The sequence below is a fragment of the Streptomyces sp. NPDC033229 genome, assembly GCF_055576875.1.
On the sequence record NZ_JBVIQR010000121.1, the window covers coordinates 1 to 5565 of the forward strand.

Here is a 5565-nt window from a genome sequence, read left to right on the forward strand (position 1 = left end):
AAAACCCTCGGATGGAAGACACCCGCCGAAGCCCTCAACGAACACCTATCCTCAACTAAAGAAGCCGGTGTTGCGACGACCGATTGAGTCCGAGCAATATACGAGTCGGGCCTTCGCCGAAGTCTGCAGGTCAGCAGGGATCCGGCAGAGCATGGGCGCGGTCGGGTCCAGCGCGGACAACGCCGCCGCCGAGTCGTTCAACGCGGCCTTCAAGAGAGAGACACTCAAGGGCCGCAAAGGCTGGTCGAACGAGCGTGAGGCGCAACTCGATGCTTCCCGCTGGCAACTACCCTGGCCCAAGCCGCATAGACATGTTCGAAATCCGGTACATCCAAGAAGTGGACCAGAGCCTGAACTCGTCAGGAACCGCTGCACTTCGACGTGGACAGAGCCAGGCTCCCAGGTCAGGACACTGCAATGACCCAAAATGTTATGTCGGCGGCGTACCATGTTTCCATGATGGAGCGCTCTGTGGCTGAGGTTACGGTAGTTGTTATTGTCTGCAATGATGCTGAACGCCTCCCTGTCGCGGTGGAGTCTGTCTTGTGTCAGACGCTGCAGAGCGTAGAGGTTGTGATCGTTGACGATTGCAGTAAAGACCGTAGCTATGAGGTTGCTCTGGAGCTTACTTCTCGTCACCCTAGGCGGGTCCGGGCGTTCCGGCTGCTAGAAAACAGTGGTGCGGGTGGCGAGCCGCGTAATGTAGGTATTGGCAAGGCCGTCGGCCGGTACGTCATGTTCCTGGACAGTGATGACGTACTGGAGCGTAATGCGTGTCGGAATCTACTCGAAGCTGCTCTCCATGCGGATGCAGACATGGCTTCCGGATTGTGCGTGCGTACGTACGTCGATAGTTGGCGCGGAGAGACCCATAGATGGTGTGAGTGGCTGTACCGGAGAACTCGGATTCTTGAGTCCATCATGGACCTACCGGACCTCTTCGCGTTCGACACCCTGTCCACTAACAAGATTTACCGACTCGATTTCCTGCTGGGCAATAACCTCCGCTTCCCTAAAGGCCTGCTTTATGAAGATCTACTATTCGTTGCTGAGGCCTATCTGACAGCAAAGCGGATCGTTCTAATTCCCAACGACGTTTACCGCTGGAATGTCTATAAGAACGTTCATGTCAAGTCGGTCACGAACCGTCGCCACGAGATTAGCAACTTCGCTGACCGGCTTGAGATCCACCGGCGGATCGATGCTCTCCTGAGCAGCCGAGGGCTCAACGAACTGCGGCTTGCCAAGGATATTAAGTTCCTCAAGCATGACCTTGTGCTCCACCTGCGCGATATTCCATTCCGCAGTGAGGATTTTCGGCGCAAATTTGCGGAGATCGCCCGAGCCTATCTCGCAGATATCGACGAAGCGGCGCTCGGAGCTGTGTCGCCGGTCCAAGCGATCTGTGCCTACCTTCTGGTAAAGGACGACTGGCCGAATCTCCTGCGTTGTGTGGACAGCCTTATCAACTGCGGCAAGCTCTCGTCGCCGCTCAAGGAACAAGGCGGTCACGTTTACTGGTGCGCTGATCACCTCGATGATCCCCTTGGCCTCAAGGTTCTCAACGTGACCGAGGCCGGCTACCACACACAGGACATCAGTGCCCTATGCCTCCGCAACGAGCTTCTCTCGTACAGCCATACCCCTTCCCGTGTGCAGTTGGCTGGCCGCATCGTCAATCCTCTCGGCGTCATCACATCGCGCGCAAAATTGTCCGGCGAGCTCGAGTTCCGAGCCAGACGCCTTCCCCAGAGGGCATTCCGCTTCCCCGTGATAGAGTTGCGCCACTGCGGCGACGGCATCGAATGGGCTGCAGCTGCCAGACTCACAAAGTCTCTGCGCCCATTGGGCTTCATTGACGCGGTCTGGGACGTGCGGTTGATCCTCTCGGCTGATGGCAAGAAGACGAGTACCCGGATCACGGTCGGCAGTGTATCGCTGAGCTCCGATACGCGCCTTCGGATGCGGCCGCGGCTCAGCCGGTTGGTGGCTGACACGCTGGAGCCGATGATCTCTGCCAAAGGGCACTTGGTATTCCAGCTCGCTTCCCGTGGCATCATCAGCCGGAGTAGCCGCAAGGTCATCGACCGGGCGTTTCAGGCACCCGTGGGGGCTGTAGCCCGTGCCGGAGTCCGGAAAGCAAAGGCCCTGCTTCGTCGGGCGCAATCCGAGAACACAAAGGTCCGTGTCTATCATGAAGTGTTCTGCAAGATGCCGGTACGCAAAGGCCTGGTGGTATTCGAGAGCCACCTCGGCAAGCAGTACAGCGACAGCCCTCGTGCCATCTATGAGGAGCTGTGCAGGCGAGGCGTAAAGTTCACCCCGGTATGGTCTTACGCGAAACAAACCGGGGGCTTCCCAGAGGGCGTACAACTCGTCAGGCGCTGGTCGTGGCAGTACTTGCTTTGCCTTGCCCGGGCAGAGTACTGGATTGACAACCAGGGTTACCCAGCCAGACTCCGAAAACGCCCCGGGACCACTTACATTCAGACATGGCATGGCTCTGCACTCAAAAAAATGGGTTTTGACAGCCCCGAGTGGCGGCTGAAGTCCCTGGCTCAGCAGGAGGAGCGTCAGAGCGGAATCGACCGCTTCGACCACTTCCTGGTCCGCTCGCAGCACGACGTCCGCACTCTCGTGTCAGCCTTTCGGCTGCCTGAATCGAAAATCGTCCGATCCGGCTCACCGCGCAATGACGCCCTCGTCGCAGCACGGAAGGCCGAACTGGAGGGACGCAGCCAGGCCCGCAGTCCGCTCGCCGGGAAACTCGGCATCCCAGAAGAGCGGAAAATCCTGCTGTACACTCCAACATTCCGGAGCCGGGCAAACGGCAAGACGCCCACTTTTGAACCGCCTTTCAGCCTTAAAGGATTCACCGACCGCTTCAGTGACCGCTACGTACTCCTGGTACGCGCACACTACCTCAACAGGCTAGCGATTCCGCCCACCGCCCTAGGCGCCGTTATCGATGTGACCGATGTACATGACGTGACCCCACTGTACCTGCTCGCCGATGCCCTTATCACTGACTATTCTTCTGCCATGTTTGACTACGCTCTACTTGACCGGCCCATGCTGTTCTATCCCTATGACCTTGAGAAGTACGCTAAAGATACCCGGGGAACATATTTCGACCTTGCGTATCATGCGCCAGGGCCCGTGGTTCGGAATGAAGAGGATTTCTTTGAGGCCCTGGATGACCTAGCCAGGATCAAGGACGAATGGGTCGGTGCGCGGAGCGAGTTTGCCAAAGAATTTGGAGAATATGACCGCGGCAATGCTGCCGAGCAAATTGTGAATATGTTTTTTGCTCCCAGGAGTAGAGCATGAGCCGCAGCATCTTCGTCGTCTGTAACAGCATTGATGAGCTTGGCGGTGTCACCACGTGGGCACATCAAATGGCGCGTCTCTTCGCTGAACGTGGCTATCGAGTCCACCTGATCGGCATCGCCCCGTCGGCCGTATCGCATGAGCTCCCAATTAATTCCCCCTACAAGATGACCACCCTCTACGAGGTCCGTCCACCGAAATCCTGGTCTCCGCGCACGATCAGAGACTATGCGAATATCAAGGCTCGCCGTGGGCAGTCGCGGCGGCACACAGAAATGCAAAAGAAGGCTGACATCATGTCGGCGCTTTTCCGGTCAGCCAGGCCCGGAGGAATTATCATTGTGGCCCAGGTGTGGGCCATGGAGTGGGTGAATATGGCCGACATCTCCGGGTTTACGGTGATCGGCATGACCCACGAATCCTTCGAGGCTTGCAAACAATCCTCCCGGTTCGGACGCGTGAAGCGGAACTACAAGGATGTCGACCGATTGCTAGCACTCACCAGAGAAGACGCTGACCTGTGGATCCGCCAGGGCTTGAACAACCTCGGTTTCATGCCAAATGCGCTGCCCTGGATGCCAGAAGAACCATCGAAACGTGCCGGGAAAGTGGCCGTTACCGTCGCCCGGCTGTGCCAGGAGAAAGGCATCGACATGTTGCTCGATGCCTGGGCGCTGACGGTCGAAGAGCATCCTGGCTGGACCCTGCGGATCTATGGCAAAGGGGAAGACGAGCAGCTCCTCACCCAACAGAGCCTCCGGCTTGGCCTCGACAGCTCAGTCCAGTGGATGGGGCAAACCAGCGATGTACCCGGCGTATTGCGCGCCGCATCACTCTTCGCTCTGTCTTCACGTGCTGAGGGCTTTCCCCTCACATTGCTGGAAGCAATGGCCTCGGGGCTGCCATGTGTGGCATTCGATGTCGCGCCTGGGGTGCGGGAGATCGTCCAGAATGGTGAGGACGGACTGCTGGTTCCGCCGGGCAATGTAACGGCTTTCGCTGAACGGCTCAGTCTGCTGATGAGAGACAAGCAGTTGCGGGACACCATGGGTGAGCGGGGACTCATCAATATCCAGAGGTACGCGGCAGACAAGACCGTTTACCGTTGGGAGAAGCTGTTCGAGTTCCTTGAGCGCTGAGCCCCGGCCTAGCAGTCGATGTCTCGCCGTGTCTTCGTTCGGGCCCGCCGTGCTCAGCGGAGTGGTTATTCCGCGACGTCTACGGCCGCGCGAAGACGGCATCGCAGGTCATCCCAGGTTGGCCGTACTCCTTGGTCCTCGTGCTGGAGCGGCGCCACGTCCTGGACGGCGATCCTGGACGCGGCCCGGCTCGGACCGGAGGACGAAGCGACCGCCGTCACCGCCGACCAGCTCCGAGGAGTCGTTGAACGGCTCATCGTCCTGGGGCAGCGGCAGGCCGGGGACCCGGGCATCGTGATCGTCAGCGACACCGGCTACGATGTCACCCGCCTGGCCGGGGTCCTGCGTGACCTGCCGGTCGAGCTGGTCAGCCGGATCCGCTCCGACCGCGTCATGCGCCTGCCGAAGCCACCTCGGATGCACGGCGTCAACAGTCGGCCACCCAAGCACGGACCGGAGTTCCGCTTCGCCAAGCCGGAGACCTGGCCCGAGCCCGCGATCGCCACGGTCACCGCAACCACCAACTACGGCAAGGCCGAGACTCAAGCGCGGGACCGGGTCGAGCCAAGGCTCACTCACCGCGCCTCTTGGCTCAACTACGACGGTGAACTTCCCTTGACCGAGGGCACGTTGATGTGGTTGAAGGTCGAGCATCTGTCGAAGGACTGTGATGCCCCGCCGGTGTGGTTATGGCTCTCCAAGACCGGCGCCACTCCGGATGACGTGGACCGTTTCTGGCAGGTATTTCTCCGCCGTTTCGATCTGGAGCACACCTTCCGCTTCGCGAAGCACACCCTCGGCTGAACCAATCCGAAACTCCGTACTCCTGAGCCGGCGGACCGCTGGACCTGGTCTGACTGTCGCTCACACCCAGCTCAGGCTCGCCAGCCGATCGCCGAGGACCTCCGCCAGCCCTGGGAGAAACCCACCACCTCCGACCGGCTCACCCCAGCCCGGGGGCAGCCGGGGGCTCAGGAACATCCGCGCTCATCTCGCTTGCCCCGCGCAGGGTGCCTACCGGCCCGGCGCCTTCGATATCCAGGCCTTCTGGACCGCGACCCGTGATCTGCCGCGCGAGGAGGGGGGTGTCCGTGGT

4 protein-coding genes are annotated in these 5565 nt (G+C 59.9%); all 4 read left to right on the top strand.

From position 1 onward, the window contains the following. Positions 1-67: 67 nt before the first annotated feature. The 4 genes from ACZ53N_RS36125 to ACZ53N_RS36140 are packed head-to-tail and all read left to right on the top strand — an operon-like array spanning position 68 to position 5273. Complete coding sequence (locus ACZ53N_RS36125; protein ID WP_469144966.1) at positions 68-421, top strand: integrase core domain-containing protein; 354 nt, start codon at positions 68-70, stop codon at positions 419-421. Between the two features lie 35 nt (positions 422-456). Next, entirely contained in the window at positions 457-3330 is a 2874-nt protein-coding gene (locus ACZ53N_RS36130) for a bifunctional glycosyltransferase/CDP-glycerol:glycerophosphate glycerophosphotransferase (protein ID WP_469144963.1), read from the top strand. Beyond that, positions 3327-4469: a glycosyltransferase gene (locus ACZ53N_RS36135; protein WP_469144964.1), complete on the top strand. Its 1143-nt coding sequence runs from the start codon at positions 3327-3329 to the stop codon at positions 4467-4469. The genes ACZ53N_RS36130 and ACZ53N_RS36135 overlap by 4 nt, the downstream gene beginning before the upstream one ends. Positions 4470-4487: 18 nt before the next feature. Then, positions 4488-5273 carry a transposase gene (locus ACZ53N_RS36140; RefSeq protein WP_469144965.1) on the top strand — a complete coding sequence of 262 codons (786 nt, stop codon included), beginning with the start codon at positions 4488-4490 and terminating at the stop codon, positions 5271-5273. Positions 5274-5565 lie beyond the last annotated feature (292 nt).

What these genes read in the sequence shown, in the direction of transcription:
- ACZ53N_RS36140 (WP_469144965.1), top strand. Translation starts at nt 4,488, where the DNA reads ATGTCTCGCCGTGTCTTCGTTCGGGCCCGCCGTGCTCAGCGGAGTGGT.
- ACZ53N_RS36135 (WP_469144964.1), top strand. Translation starts at nt 3,327, where the DNA reads ATGAGCCGCAGCATCTTCGTCGTCTGTAACAGCATTGATGAGCTTGGC.
- ACZ53N_RS36130 (WP_469144963.1), top strand. Translation starts at nt 457, where the DNA reads ATGATGGAGCGCTCTGTGGCTGAGGTTACGGTAGTTGTTATTGTCTGC.